At 60.1% G+C, this 16,359-nt stretch carries 12 protein-coding genes and 3 pseudogenes; 12 read left to right on the forward strand and 3 right to left on the reverse strand.

Annotation, left to right across the window (positions count from 1 at the left end):
- Window positions 1–3 precede the first annotated feature (3 nt).
- The 3 genes and pseudogenes from CES87_RS10985 (at window position 4) to CES87_RS10995 (ending at window position 4,335) form a co-directional block, all read left to right on the forward strand.
- Window positions 4–1,071: an HlyD family secretion protein gene (locus tag CES87_RS10985; RefSeq protein ID WP_128606132.1), complete on the forward strand. Its 1,068-nt coding sequence runs from the start codon at window positions 4–6 to the stop codon at window positions 1,069–1,071.
- Window positions 1,068–2,651 (forward strand): efflux transporter outer membrane subunit, encoded by a 1,584-nt coding sequence (locus CES87_RS10990; RefSeq protein ID WP_128606133.1) that lies wholly within the window; start codon window positions 1,068–1,070, stop codon window positions 2,649–2,651. The genes CES87_RS10985 and CES87_RS10990 overlap by 4 nt, the downstream gene beginning before the upstream one ends.
- Window positions 2,652–2,758: 107 nt before the next feature.
- A pseudogene (locus CES87_RS10995) lies at window positions 2,759–4,335 on the forward strand (glycosyltransferase family 39 protein).
- 115 nt (window positions 4,336–4,450) lie between these two features.
- Here CES87_RS10995 and CES87_RS11000 read toward each other — a convergent pair.
- Both CES87_RS11000 and CES87_RS11005 read right to left on the reverse strand, forming a co-directional pair.
- A pseudogene (locus tag CES87_RS11000) lies at window positions 4,451–5,208 on the reverse strand (slipin family protein).
- A 2-nt stretch (window positions 5,209–5,210) separates the two neighbouring features.
- Entirely contained in the window at window positions 5,211–5,744 is a 534-nt protein-coding gene (locus CES87_RS11005; RefSeq protein WP_178081414.1) for an NfeD family protein, read from the reverse strand.
- Between the two features lie 196 nt (window positions 5,745–5,940).
- Between CES87_RS11005 and CES87_RS11010 the strand changes: the two genes are divergently transcribed.
- The 9 genes from CES87_RS11010 to CES87_RS11055 all read left to right on the forward strand — a co-directional run bounded on the left by CES87_RS11010 (window position 5,941) and on the right by CES87_RS11055 (window position 14,572).
- Window positions 5,941–6,402, forward strand: a complete 462-nt coding sequence (locus CES87_RS11010; RefSeq protein ID WP_128606134.1) for an aminoacyl-tRNA deacylase — start codon at window positions 5,941–5,943, stop codon at window positions 6,400–6,402.
- Window positions 6,403–6,556: 154 nt separating this feature from the next.
- Window positions 6,557–6,802 carry a DUF2789 domain-containing protein gene (locus tag CES87_RS11015; RefSeq protein ID WP_128606135.1) on the forward strand — a complete coding sequence of 82 codons (246 nt, stop codon included), beginning with the start codon at window positions 6,557–6,559 and terminating at the stop codon, window positions 6,800–6,802.
- 255 nt (window positions 6,803–7,057) lie between these two features.
- Window positions 7,058–7,486 carry a MarR family winged helix-turn-helix transcriptional regulator gene (locus tag CES87_RS11025; protein WP_128606136.1) on the forward strand — a complete coding sequence of 143 codons (429 nt, stop codon included), beginning with the start codon at window positions 7,058–7,060 and terminating at the stop codon, window positions 7,484–7,486.
- Window positions 7,483–9,555 (forward strand): FUSC family protein, encoded by a 2,073-nt coding sequence (locus CES87_RS11030; protein ID WP_128606137.1) that lies wholly within the window; start codon window positions 7,483–7,485, stop codon window positions 9,553–9,555. The genes CES87_RS11025 and CES87_RS11030 overlap by 4 nt, the downstream gene beginning before the upstream one ends.
- Window positions 9,552–9,761 (forward strand): DUF1656 domain-containing protein, encoded by a 210-nt coding sequence (locus CES87_RS11035; protein WP_128606138.1) that lies wholly within the window; start codon window positions 9,552–9,554, stop codon window positions 9,759–9,761. Before CES87_RS11030 ends, CES87_RS11035 begins: the two co-directional genes overlap by 4 nt.
- Window positions 9,758–10,645, forward strand: coding sequence for an HlyD family secretion protein (locus CES87_RS11040; protein ID WP_128606139.1), 888 nt, complete (start codon window positions 9,758–9,760; stop codon window positions 10,643–10,645). The genes CES87_RS11035 and CES87_RS11040 overlap by 4 nt, the downstream gene beginning before the upstream one ends.
- Window positions 10,642–12,090 (forward strand): efflux transporter outer membrane subunit, encoded by a 1,449-nt coding sequence (locus CES87_RS11045; RefSeq protein WP_128606140.1) that lies wholly within the window; start codon window positions 10,642–10,644, stop codon window positions 12,088–12,090. Before CES87_RS11040 ends, CES87_RS11045 begins: the two co-directional genes overlap by 4 nt.
- 93 nt (window positions 12,091–12,183) lie before the next feature.
- Complete coding sequence (locus CES87_RS11050) at window positions 12,184–12,819, forward strand: NADH:ubiquinone oxidoreductase subunit N (RefSeq protein ID WP_128606141.1); 636 nt, start codon at window positions 12,184–12,186, stop codon at window positions 12,817–12,819.
- Between the two features lie 247 nt (window positions 12,820–13,066).
- A complete protein-coding gene (locus tag CES87_RS11055) occupies window positions 13,067–14,572 on the forward strand; it encodes a YdgA family protein (protein WP_128606142.1) in 1,506 nt (501 codons plus the stop codon).
- A gap of 128 nt (window positions 14,573–14,700) precedes the next feature.
- On the opposite strand, the pseudogene CES87_RS11065 reads toward CES87_RS11055, so the two are convergent.
- Window positions 14,701–16,223 (reverse strand): annotated as a pseudogene (locus CES87_RS11065) (FAD-dependent oxidoreductase).
- Window positions 16,224–16,359: the final 136 nt, after the last annotated feature.

Raw genomic sequence — 16,359 nt, forward strand, 5'->3', positions numbered from 1 at the left:
TTTATGACGACTCATTCAAAGCAAAAAGTGGCCGTGGGCGTTGCCGTCGTGATCGCGGTGGGCGTGCTGATTTATCTGCTGGTGCCCGGCCTGTTCGGCCAGCGCACGCAACAAAGCACCAATGACGCCTATGTCTCGGCGGACTACACGCTGGTGGTGCCGCGCGTTGCCGGGTTCATCAAGCAAGTGCTGGTGGAAGACAACCAGCAGGTCAAGGCTGGGCAGTTGCTGGCGTTGATCGATGACCGCGATCTGCGCGCGGCTGCTGAAGCGGCCTCTGCCGAAACAGTTGTGGCCCAGGCGCAACTGCAAAATGCCAAGGCGACTCTTGAGCGCCAGACATCAGTGATCGCCCAGGCGCAGGCCTCGGTGGTATCGGCCAAGGCTGAAATGGCCTTCGCCGAACATGAACTCAATCGCTACGAGCATCTCGCCGGGGTCGGCGCCGGTACGGTGCAGAACGCGCAACAAGCGCGTACGCGCATCGACCAGGCCAGCGCGCGGTTGACCAATGTCACGGCGGTGCTGACGGCGGAACGCAAGCAGGTGGACATTCTCGCGGCGCAACGCGACGGGGCTGAAGGGGGCTTGAAGCGGGCGCAGGCGAAGCTGGAAATGGCCAGCTACGAGCTGTCTTACACACGCATCGTCGCGCCGCAGGACGGTATGGTCGGCGAGCGTGCCGTGCGGGTTGGCGCCTATGTCACGCCGGGCAGCAAGCTGCTGGCGGTGGTGCCGTTGGCGCAGGCTTATGTGGTGGCCAACTTTCAGGAAACCCAATTGACCCATGTCCTGCCCGGGCAGGACGTGCAGGTACGCGTTGACACCTTTGACGGCGCAGCGCTTAACGGGCGCGTCGAGAGCATCGCGCCGGCGACCGGCGTGACCTTCGCCTCGGTCAAGCCGGACAACGCGACCGGTAACTTCACCAAGGTTGTGCAGCGCATTCCGGTGAAGATTGTGCTGGAGCCGGGGCAGCCATTGGCCGAGAAGTTGCGGGTGGGGATGTCGGTGGAGGCGAGGATTGATACGGCGAGCACAGGTGCTGAACATGAGGTTGCGCAGCGATGAGGATTTTCGTTGCCTGCTCCGACGCCATCGCGGGCAAGTCGAATCGTCGCACCGCCGCTCCCACAGGGTTATCGGTTGTTCACAGATTTTGTGGTCACATTGGCCAACTGTGGGAGCGGGCTTGCCCGCGAAGAGGCCATCAGCCCGGACTCATATTTAGTGCCTTGCTGGTTATGAGCCTTACAGCCTGCACAGTAGGCCCGGACTTCCAGAAGCCCGAAGCTGAACAAATCACCGAATGGTCAAAACCCAAAAAAGCAGCCGCCAGCCAGGCCACCACCGAGACAATGAACGAGCGCTGGTGGGAAGTGTTCAACGACCCAAAACTCTCGGCCCTGAGCCAGCGTGCCCTGACCGACAACCTTGACCTGAAACTCGCCAGCAGCCGCCTGGAGCAAAGCCGCGCGGTGCGTCAGGTGATCACCGCCGACCGCTACCCGACGACCGCAGCCACCGGCGGTTATGCGCGCAAACGCAACAGCGGTGAAGGCTTGATGGACCCGTCGGGACACAACGGAAATTCTGCGTTCAATCTTTGGGACGCCGGTTTCTCCGCGTCCTGGGAGCTGGATTTCTGGGGCCGGGTGCGCCGCGAAACCGAAGCCGCCGACGCCACCCTGGAAGTCGCGGAAAACGACCGTCGTGGCGTGTTGCTGTCGGTGCTCGCCGAAACCGCCCAGGACTACATCCAACTGCGCGGCGTGCAAAACACCCGGGCCGTTACCGAACAGAATCTTGAGGTCGCTCGCCACAGTCTGAAGCTGTCGCAACTGCGCCTTGCCGATGGTGTCGCAACCGATCTGGACGTCGCCGAAGCTGCCGCACAAGTTGCGGCCATCGAATCGCGCCTGCCAGCGCTGGAGCAGCGTCAGGCGCAACTGATCAACGCCTTGAGCCTGTTGATGGGCGAACCTCCACAGGCGCTGGCGGCTGAGTTATCCACAGACGCGCCAGTGCCACAGACGCCGCGTCAGGTCGCCATCGGCCTGCCGTCGCAACTGGCCGAGCGCCGCCCGGACATTCGCCAGGCAGAGGCCCGTCTGCATGCCGCGACCGCGAGCATCGGTGTGGCCAAAGGGGATTTCTATCCACGCATTACCCTGTCGGGCAATGTCGGCTCGCAAGCCATGCAGTTGAGCGATTTCGGTTCCTGGGGCTCGCGCGCATTCGGTATCGGCCCGCAATTCAGTTTGCCGTTGTTCGACGGCGGACGCTTGCACGGCGTGCTGAACCTGCGCGAAGCCCAGCAACAGGAAGCGGCCATCGCCTACCAGCAAACTGTGCTGCGCGCCTGGCATGAAATCGACGACCAACTGAGCGCCTACAACGCCAGCCAATTGCGCCGCGATAGCCTCGCCCAAGCCGTGCATCAAAACCAGGTCGCTCTGCAAACCGCCCAACGGCAATACGTTGAGGGCGTGGTGGATTTCGTCAACGTGCTCACGGTGCAAGGCGCGTTGCTGGCGACCCAGGAGCAATGGGTCGAGAGTTCGACCGGCGTGTCGCTGGCCGCGGTCGGGTTGTACAAGGCGCTGGGTGGCGGATGGCAGGCGGTGTATCCACTGACGGCGCAGCGCTGAGCCGGCACTGCTCACTTCATCGGATCGCCGGTCTGGGCATCGACGTTGCAATGGGCAGTAGCCTAGAGTGAGCAACATGTTTCGTCAGTGCAGGTGAAGTAGTGGTCATGGGGGTGGAAATCAAAGAGCCGTTGGTCAAACACCAGCAATTGCGCGCGAGCCGGAGATTGTCTGGTAAAAAACAGTGGTCGCAAGCCTGGGTCGGCGGGCTGCTTATCCTGGTGCTGGCCACCCTAACGCGGTTTTACGACCTGACCGCTGCGGCCATCTGGGGCGATGAGGGCTCCAGCCTGTTGATGAGCCGCTACTCGATGGCCGACATTTGGTTTCATGCCGCTCATGACGTGCACCCACCGCTGTATTTCATGCTGCTGCACGGCTGGATCGAGTGGTTTGGCGACGGCATTTTTCGATACGCAGCTTGAGTGCGCTGCCGGGTATTGCCGTGGTCATGTTGGGCATGTGGCTGGTCCGATTGGTTGCCAATCCTCGTGCCGCATTGCTGGCCGGGCTGATGCTGGCGCTATTGCCAACAGCTGTGCGCTACAGCCAGGAAGTGCGGATGTACTCGTGGCTGGGGGTGTGGTTGCTCGGCGCCACGATTGCACTGGTGTATTGGGTCAAACAACCTCGTCACACGCAGGCGCTGATGATCTACGCACTGCTGATGACCGCCGGGTTTTACACCCACTATTTCACCGCGTTGTGCGTGGTTGTCCATTGGACGTATTTGCTGGTGCTGCGCCTGCAGCCGACTCATCCCCTGAACCACATCAACCGCCGGGCCTGGTGGTTTACCAACGTGGCTATCGTGATGCTGTTTGCCCCATGGATTCCCGGCCTGATCGATCTGATCCAGCACATGGACCAGCTCAAGGCCAACGGTGATGTAGGCTGGGAGTTACCGGTCACGCTCAGCTCATTGCCGTCGATGGTGTGGGATTTTCTGATTCAGGACGATGGGGATGACTTGCCCTGGTTGCTGTTTGGCGCGCTGCCGGTGCTGTTGCTGGCAGTGATCGTGATGACGGTTCTGCGTGATCGCAGCCGCTATCGCTGGAGTGTCTTGCTGGCGCTCTACATCCTGCTGCCGCTGTTGCTGGTTTACGGGGTGTCGTTCATTTCGCCGGTGTTCATCGAGCGTTATCTGAACGCCTTTGCACTGGGCCTGCCACTGATCATGGCGCTGGTCATCGACCGCTTGCTCAATGGTTTTCGCGTATGGGCGATCGCGTTGTTGGCACTGTTTGTCGGCACCGAACTGGTCGGGTTGAAAACCAATGCCACGGTCGATGTGAATGACCAGACCAGCGTGATGGTTGAGTTCGTCAATCAGCATTACATGGCCGGTGACCGGATCGTCATCAGCGACCTACTCTGGTACATGCCTTATGTCTACTACAACCGCACCGATGCAGCTCCTCAGCTCTACACCCCGCCCTTGGCCAACGGTAGTACCAGTCGCCCGAACGCTTACGGTTTCGGAACGCTGGTCAATGGCGATGCGGACAGGATTTACCTCGACCATCTCAGTCAGTTGCCCAGAGGAACAGGACGCGTGTGGTTGATCAGCACGGCCGATCAACCGGACGAGTTCGCCCCGCTGCCCGGTGGCTGGAAGAAAGTCAGCGAGACCGTGGCGGGTAATAACCGGGCGCGGTTGTTCATCATGGGCAACGATTGAACGAAACTGTAGGAGCGAGCTTGCTCGCGATGGACTCAAGAGCGCCGCGTTTAGCCAGTAAACACGCGTAATCGTTAACGACCATCGCGAGCAAGCTCGCTCCTACAATTAGTATTTAAGGTTTCGCGGACAGATCCGCCATGCCCTTGAGCAATTCGATCGGCAACGGAAAGACGATGGTCGAGCTCTTGTCACCGGCAATCGAACTCAGCGTCTGCATGTAACGCAACTGCATGGCACCGGGCTGGCGACCAAGCATCTCGGCAGCTTGCATGAGTTTTTCCGAGGCCTGCAATTCGCCTTCGGCATGGATCACCTTGGCCCGACGTTCGCGCTCCGCTTCGGCTTGTTTGGCGATGGCGCGGATCATCGATTCATTGAGGTCAACGTGCTTGATCTCGACGTTGGCCACCTTGATACCCAGGCGTCGGTCTGGGCGTCGAGCACTTGCTGGATGTCGATGTTCAGCCGTTCGCGTTCGGCCAGCAGCTCGTCGAGTTCGTGTTTACCGAGCACCGCGCGCAAGGTGGTTTGCGCCAATTGGCTGGTGGCCATGAGAAAGTCTTCGACCTGGATGATTGCCTTCTGCGGATCGAGGACGCGGAAGTACAGCACCGCGTTGACCTTGACCGAGACGTTGTCGCGGGTGATCACGTCTTGCGGCGGGACGTCGAGTACGATTGTCCGCAAGTCGACGCGAACCATTTGCTGGACCACCGGAATCAACAGGATCAGGCCCGGGCCTTTGACCTGCCAGAAGCGTCCGAGCTGGAATACCACCCCACGCTCGTACTCGCGCAGGATGCGGAAGGTTGCCCCTGCCAATGCGATCAACAACAACAGGAGCGCGACAAAACCCAGCTGCAAGCCCATGACTATTCTCCAATCGGTACCGCGTCAGTCGCGGCCACTTCCAGCATTAATCCCTTGCGTGCTACCACCTGGACCCGTTGCCCGATCTGCAACGGCTTGGCGCTCGACACTTGCCAGCGTTCGCCCTGCAAATGTACCCAGCCATGACAAGCGTCACCGGCCTGCAACGACAACACCGGCGTCACGCTGCCCACCAGTCCGGCATCGCCGCTGACGGTATGGCGCGGTCGGGTTTTCAGGGCGCGGATCAGCAGGAAAATCAGCAGCAGCGCGCTGATCAGTCCCAGGCCGATCATCAACGGTACGGGCATTTGGGCATTGGTCAGGATCACCGCGCCAATCACGAACATCACAATCCCGCCCAGGCCGATCACGCCGTAGTTGGGCAGGGCTGCTTCGGCGATCAGAAAGGCGATGCCGAAGGTGATCAGCCACATCCCGACGGGGTCGGGTGCGGGCAGTCCGACAGTGTCTGCGGCGAAGGTGGAGCCGCTCGACGCCAACAGCAAAGCAATGGCAAAACAACGCATGTTCACGTGACCCTCCGGGAGAGTCGCTGGTGGTTCTGTATACAGTTTAGTTGAGTCGCTGCTTGTATGAATTTTGCTCACTTGTCGACGTGCCCGATGGGCGGATTTCCCGCCGGATTGCCCCGGCGGGCCTAGACTTTCACTACGTACAAAAATGTTAACCATTGTCCGCGAGGCGTTTTTGCGGACACCGAGGTGCATCATGCGTATGGCAAGAACCGTGCAACGAAGCCTGGACAAGGCTCAATGCGACTACGACATCCTGACCCACCCCCACTCGGCCAGCAGCCTCGAAACGGCGCGAGTCGCGGGCATTCCTGCCGAACGGGTGGCTAAATCGGTCATCCTCGACGACCACCACGGGCACTACCTGATGGCTCTGCTGCCCGCCAGCCGGCACCTGGACCTGAGCAAAGTGCGCAGCAGCGGTGAATGGCAGGTCTCCCGGGAAAGCAATTTGCCGCACCTGTTTGAGGATTGCGAACGCGGTGCGGTGCCAGCGCTGGGCGAGGCCTATGGGCTGGACGTGGTCATCGACCCGCTGCTGACCCGGCAGAAAGACATTTACCTGGAAGCCGGCAATCACACCAATCTGCTGCACATGAACGTGCCGGATTTTCTGAAAATGGTGCCGCATGCTGAGGTGCGGGAGTTGAGTGATTAGATTTGCGGCGTATTCACTGCGGTCTTCGCGGGCAAGCCTCGCTCCTACAGGGTTCGTGTCGTTCACCTGATTGCGCAACGACACGAACCCTGTAGGAGCGAGGCTTGCCCGCGAATGACTGCGAAGCTACCTCACATCGAAAAAGGAGCCAGACATGGAAAACCCAACCCACAGCCTCCCATCCCTGTTCAAACAACTCGGCCTGCCCGACGACGCCGAAAACATCGACAAATTCATCGCCACCCATTCACCGCTCAAACCGGAACTGCATCTGGCGGACGCATTTTTCTGGAGCCCGAGCCAGGCGGATCTGTTGCGCAATGAAATTCTCGATGACGCCGATTGGGCGGAGGTGGTCGATCAGCTGGATGTGATGTTGAGGAAGGGGCGGGGAGGGTAGTCGCGAAATGCCGTTCAATTAAACGTATGTGATCTTCTGTAGGAGCGAGCTCGCTCGCGATGGATTCAAGTACACCGCGGATAACCAGCAAGCACGCGTAATCGTTAACGACCATCGCGAGCAGGCTCGCTCCTACAGAGAGGCAGAAGATTTGTTTCAAAACTTGACGAAAAATCCCCTCCAATGCGATATTGATAGTTAGCAAACTAACAGTGTGTGCATTTCCTCGTGCCGAATAATCTCGACGCTCTCCAGATGAACATCAGCAGCTCCATGGTGGTGGCCGCCCGGCATTGGCGCAAAATCTGCCAGACCACGCTGGTCAACTATGGAATTTCCGAAGCCTGCGCCGTCCCGTTGTTGATGATCGGGCGCTTGGGCGATGGTGTGCGGCAGGTGGCGGTGGCGCAGGCGTCGGGGATGGAGAGCCCGTCGCTGGTGCGTTTGCTGGATCAGTTGTGTCATGCCGGCCATGTATGCCGGACCGAAGACGCCCACGACCGTCGCGCCAAATGCCTGAGCCTGACCGACACCGGTCGGACGCTGGTGCAAAAAGTCGAAGTTGAACTGGTGCGTTTGCGCAATGAAGTGCTCGAAGGCATCGACCAGCATGATCTGGAAGCCGCGCTGCGTGTTTTGAAGGCCTTCGAATCGGCCAGTCAATTCCCGGTGAGCAACTCTTGAAAGGTTTCTTTACCGGCATGCCCCCGGCGCGGGACTGGTTTTACGGGGTGCGCACCTTCGCGGCCTCGATGATCGCGCTGTACATCGCCCTGCTCATGCAAATGCCGCGTCCGTACTGGGCGATGGCCACGGTGTACATCGTTTCCAATCCGTTTCTCGGCCCTACCAGTTCCAAGGCTCTATACCGCGCGGTCGGCACCTTTCTTGGCGCCGCTGCCGCGGTTTTTTTCGTGCCGATGTTTGTCCAGAGCCCCTATGTGCTGGTGCTGGTCATTGCCTTGTGGACCGGAACGCTGCTGTTCCTGTCCTTGCACCTGCGCACCGCCAACAACTACGCCCTGATGCTCGCCGGTTACACCTTGCCGCTGATCGCCCTTCCAGTGGTGGATAACCCGTTGGCGGTGTGGGATGTCGCCGAGGCGCGCACTGAAGAGATTTTCCTCGGCATCGCCGTCGCGGCGGTGGTCGGCGCGATGTTCTGGCCGAGGCGGCTGGCGCCAGTGTTCAACGACTCGGTGAGCAAATGGTTTACCGATGCCTCGAACTACAGCCTGCGTTTTCTAGGTCGCAACGTGCAGCCAGACGAAGTCAGCGCATTACGCATGTCGATGGTGACGACCTTCAACAGCCTGGAACTGATGATCGGCCAGTTGCCCCACGAAGGCGCGCGGCCGCAAACGGTGCGCAACACCAAGGAACTGCGTGGGCGGATGATCCACCTGCTGCCGGTCATCGATGCTCTCGACGATGCGCTTTACGCGCTGGAACGGCGCACGCCCGAGTTGGTGGACAAGTTCGCGCCGCTGCTTGGCGCCACTACCGAATGGCTCCAGCATAAGGATGCCAACATTGACCGATGGCGAGCATTAAGAGACCAGCTCGAAGCTCTGCAACCCAGCCCCGAAGCGCTGGACGATCGCAAGCAACTGCTGTTTTCCAACGCCATTTATCGTCTCGGCGAATGGATCGATCTGTGGCAAGACTGCCGCAGCCTGCAAATCGCCATCCAGTGTGAAAACCAGGACAGTTGGCGCGCGGTGTATCGGCACTGGCGCCTGGGTCGGCTGACACCGTTTCTGGACCATGGCCTAATGCTCTATTCGGCGGCGTCCACCATTACCGCGATCATTGTCGCGTCGGTACTGTGGATTCTGCTGGGCTGGACCGACGGCGGTGCCGCAGTGATTCTGGCTGCAGTGTCGTGCAGCTTTTTCGCGTCGATGGACGACCCGGCGCCGCAGATCTACAGGTTCTTTTTCTGGACCGCGATGTCGGTGTTGTTCGCCAGCCTTTACCTGTTTCTGGTGCTGCCCAATCTGCATGATTTCCCGATGCTGGTGCTGGCGTTCGCCGTGCCGTTCATTGTCGTCGGCACCCTGACCGTCAAGCCGCAGTTTTATCTGGGCATGCTGCTGACCCTGGTCAACACGTCGTCCTTCATCAGTATTCAAGGTGCCTACGACGCGGACTTCCTCAGCTTCGCCAACTCCAACCTCGCCGGCCCCGTCGGTTTGCTGTTTGCGTTCGTCTGGACCCTGATTGCCCGACCCTTCGGCGCCGAACTGGCGGCCAAGCGCCTGACCCGTTTCAGTTGGCGCGACATCGTCAGCCTGACCGAACCGGCCACGTTGGCCGAGCACCGGCACCTTGGTGTGCAGATACTGGATCGCCTGATGCAGCATTTGCCGCGTCTGGCCATGACCGGCCAGGACACCGGCATCGCCCTGCGCGAAGTCCGCGTGGCCCTGAATCTGCTGGACCTGCTCGCCTATACGCCACGGGTTCACGGCGTATCGCAGGCGTTGTTACGCCAAGTGGTGAGCGAGGTCGGCGAATACTTCAAGGCTTGCCTCAAGGCCGGTGAACGATTGCCGGCTCCGAGCCCATTATTGATGACCCTCGACCGCACCCGCCGCGCCCTCGGTGGCGAAGGCGATGATGAAACCCGGCTGCATCTGTTGCACGCCTTGAGTGGCCTGCGCCTGGCGTTGTTGCCCGGTGTTGAATTTGTCGGCTCTGCCGAACCCGAAGAACCGCTTCCCCATGGCATTGATGGAGCGCCTTTATGATCGGTGATCTGGATATCAGCGGGGTGTTCCTGCCCACGCTGCTGGTGCTGATGGGTATTACGTATGTGTTGTACCTGCTGGTGCACGGGGTGCTGACGCGCCTGCACTTTTACCGTCTGGTCTGGCACCGGGCATTGTTTAACGTGGCTCTCTACGCCTTGTTGCTTGGCGTCGTGGACTCACTCAGTCGATACCTGATGACATGAAAAAACCTCTATTGACCATCGGCCGCGTGGTCCTGACCCTGTTGATCGTGGCCTTCGCCGTTGTCGTGGTCTGGCGCATGGTGATGTATTACATGTTCGCCCCCTGGACCCGCGACGGGCACATTCGCGCCGACATCGTGCAGATCGCGCCGGACGTGTCCGGGCTGATCCAGCAGGTAGAAGTGCGCGACAACCAGTTGGTCAAACGCGGCCAGGTGCTGTTCAGCATCGACCAGGATCGTTTCAAACTGGCGTTGCGCCAGGCGAAGGCCGCGGTGGCCGATCGCGAAGAAACCCTCGCCCAAGCCCAGCGCGAAGCCAAGCGCAATAAGGGCTTGGGCAATCTGGTGCCCGGCGAGCAACTGGAAGAAAGCCAATCCAAGGTGGCCCGTGCCCAAGTGGCGATGATGGAAGCCCAGGTCGCCGTCGACAGCGCTCAGCTCAACCTCGACCGCTCGGTGATCCGCAGCCCCGTGGACGGTTACGTCAACGACCGCGCGCCGCGTACTCAGGAGTTCGTCAGCGCCGGGCGACCGGTGTTGTCGGTGGTCGACAGTAACTCCTTCCATATCGACGGCTATTTCGAAGAGACCAAACTGGACGGCATTCATGTCGGCCAAGGCGTCGACATCCGGGTAGTCGGCGACCGTGCGCGCCTGCGTGGCCATGTAGAAAGCATCGTCGCCGGTATCGAAGACCGCGATCGCACCAGCGGCAACAACTTGTTGCCCAACGTCAACCCGGCGTTCAGTTGGGTGCGGCTGGCCCAGCGGATTCCGGTGCGGATCGCCTTCGATGACGTGCCGGCGGATTTCCGCATGATCGCCGGGCGTACCGCCACAGTGTCGATCATTGACGATCAAAGTCGGGAGCCAGCGCAATGAACAAGGCCTCGGGGTTGGCGGTCGCCGGTTTGGGCTTGCTGCTGTCGGCGTGTCAGGCGGTCGGGCCGGACTATCACTTGCCGGACGAGGCAGCCATCCACCGCGAAGACTTGCAGGGCGAACTGGCGATCGATGGCAAACCGGTGGTCTCGGATCCGGTGCCTGCCGATTGGTGGCGCCTGTATCGGGATCCGCGACTTGACCAGATGATCCAGCAGGCCATGGCGTCCAATACCGATTTGCGCGTGGCCGCGGCCAACCTGCAGCGGTCCCGCGCCCAGGTCGACGAGGCTGAGGCGGCGGGTGGCTGGAGCGGCGGCGTGAAGATGGGCGCCCAGCGTTTGCAGGAATCTGGTGAAGCGTTCCTGCTGCCGGAGAAAGTGCCGGTGGCTAACGTCGGTGATATTGGCATCAGCGCTTCGTACCAATTCGACCTGTTCGGCAAGTTGCAGCGCGGCATCGAAGCGGCCAAGGCCAATGCCGATGCGACGCAAGCCGCCGCCGATACCGCACGCATCACCCTGGTGGCCGATGTGGTGCGCGCTTACACCCAAGTGTGCGCGGCCAACGAAGAACGGGAAATCGCCCAGCATTCCCTTGATCTGCAAGCCCAGAGCACCACGCTGATCCAGCGTTTGCGCGACGCCGGGCGTGGCGATGAAACCCAGGTCACCCGTTCGCAAACCCAATTCAAATCCCTGCGCGCCGATATGCCACGGTATGAGGCGGAGCGTCAGGCCGGTTTATTCCGTTTATCGATGTTGCTGGCCAAACCTGTGGATCAATTGCCGGCCGGCACCGCCACGTGTGCCGAGCTGCCGAAAATCGCCCAATTGATACCGGTGGGCGACGGCGCATCGTTGCTCAAGCGTCGTCCCGACGTCAGGCAAGCCGAGCGTCGACTGGCGGCTGCGACCGCCACGATTGGCATCGCCACTGCTCAGTTGTACCCGGACGTCAGCATCGGTGCGACGGTTGGTACCGTGGGTATTCTGGAGAACCTCGGCGAGCCGTCCACCAACCGCTGGGGCTTCGGACCCTCGCTGACCTGGACTGTGCCGACCAACGGCGCCCGTGCACGAATCCGCGAGGCAGAAGCCGTTACTCAAGGCGCTCTGGCGCAGTTCGATGGCGTAGTGCTCAACGCGATCCGCGAAACCCAGACGTCCCTGGCTCAGTATTCCGCCCTGCTGCAACGCCGTGATGCCCTGGCGGATGCCGAGCAGTCGGCGAAGCTGGCGGCCGACCAGACTCACCGTTTCTTCCAGGCCGGTCGCGCCTCGTTCCTCGCCGACTTGCAAGCAACCCGAACCTACACCGATGTCCGCGCGCAACTGGCCGCTGCCAATACTCAGGTAGCCGCTGGTCAGATCAATCTGTTCCTGGCATTGGGCGGCGGTTGGGAAAGCGGACGAACGCAAGCGTCGAACTCCGGCAAACCCTGAGGCCGTTGCTATGCTTTGAAGTGTTGAAGGGGCGTTTGTGAAAAAACGTCCTTGCTTCGCACAAAGCTTGCGCAGGTCATGGGGAAACCAAGAATGAAAAACCCTTATGCTCTCGGCTTCTGGTGCGCCGTCGTGGCGTTAGTGCTGCTTACGGCGACCTACTTCTACGGCATTATGCTGGCCCATCAGATCGACAAGGCACTGGTGTTCCTCGACAGTGCCGTCGCGCTGATTGCCGCGATGTCCATCGCGGTGGTGGCCTGGGCATCGGTCCAGACTCAGCGGATCAAAAAAAGACAACTCGAACAAGGCAAGACCCTGGTGTTGATCTGGGACACCAAGGTGGCGCTGCGCCGTGTCGAAACGGTGTTCGACCGGTACTTCTGGGGCAGTTACTGGCAGCCGGGCCGCACGTTCCAGGAGGTCATGGGTGAACTCACCGGCACGCCGCTGGAAAAAAGCCTCGAAACCTTGAAGAAGCAATGCCTGGAGCTGGACAAGCAAGTGGCGGACGACGGTTGGCACTGGCTCAGCAACGCCCGGGAACTGGCCGACGTCGCCACCGCCATGGCCCGCGAGCGCTACCAATTGGATTTCTGCGACCCGCGTGGGGAAGTGACGGGCGGGGCGGTGATCAATCGGGATTTTGAAGTGCTGGTGTACACCTGGACCGCGCGGCTCAAAACCTTTGATCATCAATTGGATGAAATCGAGGTTCAGTATTCCTGATTCGACGTTGCCTGAACTGACGCCATCGCTGTAGGAGCGAGGCTTGCCCGCGAAGGCGACTTAATGAACGCCGAAACTCCAACGCCTAATACGACCCCCTAGACACTCTTTCACCTTTAATCATTGGGCCGCCCCGCGTGCCTGATGCTAATCTGCACCCCACTTCAAGCGCAGTCGTGACCGCAACCCGTCATGGGTTCAGGGAAGACGACCACATCTTCGACAACGGACATTGAACGGGTCATTCATGAATAAATCAGCAGGCGTGCTTCTGGGAATTGTTGTCGCCATCGGCGTAGTCAGCGCAGGCGGTGCCTGGTACACCGGCACCAAAATCGAAAGTGTGCTGAATACCTCCCTGGCGGACGCCAATCAGCAGTTGCAGGCTGCGCTGGTCGGGCACAAGGGCACGGCGAAGGTAGAGCTGGTATCACTGGAGCGTCACGTTTTCAGCAGCACCGCGCACTATCGCCTCAAGGGCGAAGGGGAAATGTTCGGCGAGGCGCCCATCGAGTTGCTGTTCGTCGATCACATCGAGCATGGCCCGCTGCCGTTCTCGCGCCTGGTGTCGCTGAAGTGGTTGCCAGTCATGGCCACCAGTCACTACGAACTGGAAAAAACCCCGCTCACGGAAAAATGGTTCGCTGCCACCAAGGACGCTTCGCCGCTTAAAGGTGTGGTCAACATCGGCTACGACAACTCCACCAAAGGCACGCTTGAGTTGCTGCCGCTGGAAACAGCTCTGGATGAGAAATCCAGCGTGAAATTCTCCGGTCTGAAGATCGATGTCGCGGCCAGTGCCCAGGCGCAGAAGGTCAAAGCCGACGGCTACATGGACAGCCTGAAACTGACCACCGTTTCCGAAGATCAGGCACCTGTACAGGTCGAATTGAGTGGCCTGACCCTGGCCAGTAACCTGAGCAAAAGTCCCTACGGTTATTACATCGGTGAGAACAACCTCGAGCTGAGTAACAGCAAAACCACCTTCGGCCCGAAACAGTCGGTGCTGGGCTTCAAGAATTTCGAAATGAAGAGCCAGACCGAGGAAAAGGACACCAGCGGCTCCGGGCGCGCCGATTACAAAATTGGCGAAGTGTCCCTCAATGGCAAAGCTGTCGGTTCTGCGCAGATGGCCATGAGCCTGAAGAACCTCGACATGCCGTCCACCATGGCGTTGATGCAGATTTACCAAACCAGGTTGCAACCGTACGAGCAGGCCGTCGCCGAGGCTGCCGAGGCCGGTCAACCGGCACCGGAACTGAACCTGACCGAAGCCGAAGAGGCGCAGCTCAAATCCAATCTGGAGATGTTGCTCGCTGCCGGTCCACAGGTGGCCCTGGAGAACCTGTCTTTCAACACCACCAACGGCGAAAGCCGCGCCAATCTGGTGCTCGACCTGACCAAGCCGCAAACCATCGATCTGCCGGCCGATCAGTTGGTCAGACAGTTGATCGCACTGCTGGACGTCAATGTGCAAGTGTCCAAGCCAATGATTGTCGACGTACTCACCGTACAGTCGCAAATCGACGGCCAGACCGACGCCAAGCTGATAGCCGATCAAGCTGGCGCCACTGCCGACATGTTCAGCAGCATGGCCGTCGGTTCCCAATTGGCAAAACTGGATGGCAACAATGTTGTCAGCAAACTTCACTACGCCAACAATCAGGTGGATTTCAACGGCCAGAAAATGACCGTTGAAGAGTTTGTCGGTTTCCTGATGAGCAAGTTTGGTGGCGCTGTCGAGGTCCAGTAAAACACCACGTCCACCCTGTAGGAGCGAGCCTGCTCGCGAAAAACGCCCAGACAGCGCGGGCATTCAGTCCCCCCGCGTTATCGTTGCCAACTTTCGCGAGCGTGCTCGCTCCTACAGAGGTTTGCATTTCATTCACGGATCAGCCGCCACGCTTCATCCACCGACAGCGGCTGTTTCATCCGTTCAGCAAGCATCGCCATCGTTCTCTCTTCTTCACAGGCCACGGCCGCCGTCACCACGCCGTTTTTGCCGAACAGCCCGATAAAAGGCGGATTGAAAGGGTCACCCTTGAATTCGACTTCGTCCCAAGCCTCGGCGTGGCCGAGGTAGTCGTAGTTTTTGCCGAAGTGCCAAGTCCAGAAATACGGCACATCGAGGTAATGTTCATCGCCACCGAGCATGTTCGCTGCGGCAATCCGCGCCTGTTGTTGGGCCAGGCGCCAGTGTTCGATGCGCAAAGGTCGGCCGCTGAGCGGGAAGGTAGCGATATCACCGGCCGCCCAAAGCCCGTCGGTCACGCGCATGCCGCCATCGACGCGCAACGAGTGGTCTTTTTCCTGAAGCAGATCGGCAAACGGCCCGGTCGCCGGACTTACGCCAATGCCGACCAGCACCAGATCCGCCGGTAATCGTTGGCCATTGTCGAGGAGGACTGCTTCGACCTTGATCGTTCCTTCGATCTGCGTGGCTTCGCCTTGTGTTTGAAATACCACGCCATTGGCTTCATGCAGGGCAAGGATGGCCTTGCCGACGGTTTCGCCGAACTGCCTGGCGAAAGGCACCGGTTGATGGGCCAGGACGGTGACGTCGAGGCCATACTGGCGCAGGGATGAAGCGGATTCCATGGCGATAAAGCTGTCGCCGATGATTACCGCCCGCTGACCGGGTTTGGCGTTGTCGAGAATCTGCTGTGCATGATTTTTTGAGCGTAAAACAAACACTTGCGGCAGGTCGGCGCCCGGCAACCGCAGTGGTTTTGGCGTGCCGCCCGTTGCCAGCAGCGCGGCGTCATAGGGCAGTGATTGGCCATCGGCCAGGCGCAGGGTTTTGCTTGCGGCGTCAAGACTCGTCACTTCGGCATTGATTCGTTCAATACGTTGCTCGCGGTAGAACGCTTCATCGCGCAGCGACGGGACTTCCTCCGGTGGCATTTCCCCGGCAATCACGAATTTGCTCAATACCGTACGGTCGTAACCAGCATCGGTTTCGCGGTCGATCAACAGCACCCGACCACCGAAACCTCTTTCCCGCAGCGCTGCAGCCGCCGCCGTGCCTGCGGCACCGCCACCGACAATCACAAAGGTGCGCTCATCATCGGCCGGGGGGTGTGGGCATCCGGCAGCGGTTGATCGCCAACCCAGACCTCCCCGTCGCGCACTTCGAGCGAGTAGCGCTTGAGGCTGTCGAGGGCCGGTGGTTCGCACAGCCCGCCGTCCTCGATACGAAACTGAGCCTTGTGCCACGGGCAAGTCAGGCGCCCATTGCACAGCGCGCCTTCGACCAGCGGCGCCCCGGCGTGAGGGCATTCGCCTTGATAGGCGCGCAATTGATCGCCGACTTTCAGCAGGAGAATTTTGCTGTCGTCGATCCGAACTTCCAGGCCGCGGTTTTCGGTGACATCGGCGAAACGGGCGACGCGATGCAGGGTCATGATCGCTCTCCAGACAGGCGTTTCATTTAAGAGTTTGGCCCTATTCTTGAGGTTCAGCCAAATCCCACTGCCACGGCGCGAACGGTCCAGCTATAGTTTGCACGCCGACGACGGCCCCACGCGCTTAAGGTGCTCC

Source organism: Pseudomonas sp. ERMR1:02, from assembly GCF_002277815.1.
GTDB lineage: Bacteria > Pseudomonadota > Gammaproteobacteria > Pseudomonadales > Pseudomonadaceae > Aquipseudomonas.